At 40.9% G+C, this 2,274-nt stretch carries 1 protein-coding gene and 1 pseudogene; both read left to right on the top strand.

Annotation, left to right across the window (positions count from 1 at the left end; all coding sequences use genetic code 11):
- The first annotated feature begins 44 nt into the window (after positions 1–44).
- Positions 45–1,433: an anaerobic C4-dicarboxylate transporter gene (locus K2N75_RS05405; protein WP_297679765.1), complete on the top strand. Its 1,389-nt coding sequence runs from the start codon at positions 45–47 to the stop codon at positions 1,431–1,433.
- A gap of 199 nt (positions 1,434–1,632) precedes the next feature.
- A pseudogene (locus K2N75_RS05400) lies at positions 1,633–2,226 on the top strand (fumarate hydratase); the annotation flags it as partial.
- Positions 2,227–2,274 lie beyond the last annotated feature (48 nt).

Below are 2,274 nucleotides of genomic sequence, written 5' to 3'. Positions count from 1 at the left end.
TTGTAATATAATTCCGTGTTAATTTATTTTTGAAAGGTAGGAATATGGATTTTTTAATGTCCTTAAGTGAAGGAACGCAGTTTGCGATTCAGTTAATTGTCGTTTTGGTTTGTTTGTTCTATGGTGCAAAAAAAGGTGGAATCGCACTTGGTCTCTTAGGAGGCGTAGGGCTTTTGGTTTTGGCTTTTGGTTTTGGCGTTCAGCCCGGCAAACCCGCAGTTTCTGTTATGCTTACGATTCTAGCGGTGGTTGTCGCAAGTGCGACTTTACAAGCAAGCGGGGGTTTAGATGTAATGCTACAAATTGCAGAGAGAATCCTAAGAAAAAATCCGCGATTCTTAACGATTTTAGCTCCTTTTGTAACTTGTTTTCTAACAATTCTTTGCGGAACAGGACACGTAGTTTATACAATGATGCCTATCATTTATGATATTGCAATCAAAAATGGAATCCGCCCCGAGCGTCCTATGGCGGCTTCTTCTATTTCCTCACAAATGGGAATTATCGCAAGCCCGGTTTCTGTGGCAGTCGTATCCTTAACTGCGTTTTTGCTCAATGCACAAACCCATTTAGCAGGGTTTGATGGCTATGTGGATTTGCTCAAAATCACGATTCCAGCGACTTTATGTGGCGTTTTAGTTGTAGGAATTTTTTCTTGGTTTAGAGGCAAAGACTTGGACAAAGACGAGGAATTTCAAGAAAAACTCAAAGATGAAGAGTTTAAAAAATATGTTTATGGAGATTCTAAAACCTTGCTTGGTGTTAAGCTTCCCGGCGTCCAATGGGCAGCAATGTGGATTTTCTTGGGTGCAATCGCGATTGTTGCGATTTTGGGTGCATTTCCAGAGCTTCGCCCGCATTTCACAATCAAAGGCGCAAGCAAGCCAATGAGTATGGTAGATACGATTCAAATGTTTATGCTTCTTGCAGGTTCTGCTTTGCTTATTTTTACCAAAGTAGATGCAGGCAAAATTGGCAAAAATGAAATTTTCCGCTCCGGTATGATTGCGCTTGTTGCAGTGTTTGGAATCTCTTGGATGGCAGATACAATGTTTGCAGTGCATACTCCGATGATGAAAACCGCTCTAGGAAGCGTGGTGCAAGATTATCCTTGGACTTATGCAATTATGCTTTTGCTTATTTCAAAATTTGTTAATTCACAAGCCGCAGCGATTGCCGCATTTGTGCCTTTGGCATTAGGAATCGGAGTGCATCCTGCAATCATCGTGGCTTTTGCTCCTGCGTGCTATGGATATTATATTTTGCCAACTTATCCAAGCGACTTGGCTACGATTCAGTTTGACCGCTCGGGCACAACTCATATTGGTAAGTTTGTCATCAATCATAGCTTTATTTTGCCTGGACTTATTGGGGTATTTAGCTCTTGCGTGTTTGGTTATATTTTCGCAATGTTTGCGGGATATTTAGGCTAGTTTTAGTAGCAATTTTAGCGAGATTCTGTGCTATGGAATCTCGCTAACACTTTTAAATTTACTACGAATCGCAAAGACGATTTCATTATAGCAAATCAACCCATAAACAAAGCGGGGATTCTAAATTCTAACTATTTAAAGCATTTTTTACATTTGGTGCAGTAAAATCACTAGCGTTTAAATTAACAAGGAGGAAATGATGAGAGAAGTGCAATATGAAGACATTAAAGCCGCTGTTGCAAAACTTGCGATTGACGCGTGCTGTATTCAGACACCAGACATCAAGACAGCGTTTGCAGGTGCGAAAAAAACTGAACAATCGGCTTTGGGACAAAATATCTTAGATACATTGATTGAGAATGGCAAAATCGCAGAAACAAATATGATGCCCATTTGCCAAGATACAGGTATGACGGTAGTATTTGTAGAAATCGGACAAGAGGTGCATATCACAGGCGGTTACCTTGAGGACGCGATTAATGAGGGAATCAAAAAAGGTTACACAGAGGGTTATTTGCGTAAATCCGTCGTAGAAGAGCCACTCTATGAGCGCAAAAATACGACAAACAATTCTCCTGCGGTGATTCATACGCGAATCATCAAGGGTGATAAACTTCACCTTAAAGTCTGCCCTAAAGGCTTTGGGAGTGAGAATAAGAGTATATTAAAAATGCTTGTTCCCGCTGATGGCATTGAGGGCGTGAAAAAAGTCTTTCTTGAAGCAGTAAAGCTTGCAGGACCGAACGCCTGTCCTCCTATGGTGATTGGTGTAGGAATCGGTGGGACAATGGAAAATTAAAATAAAATATACACATCTGACGCTGCCGACGCCTCCTTACGT

The sequence above is a fragment of the Helicobacter sp. genome (assembly GCF_029067145.1).
GTDB lineage: Bacteria > Campylobacterota > Campylobacteria > Campylobacterales > Helicobacteraceae > Helicobacter_D.
Note: the sequence above shows the minus strand (reverse complement) of the source record. Positions and strands in the feature narration are given on the sequence as shown.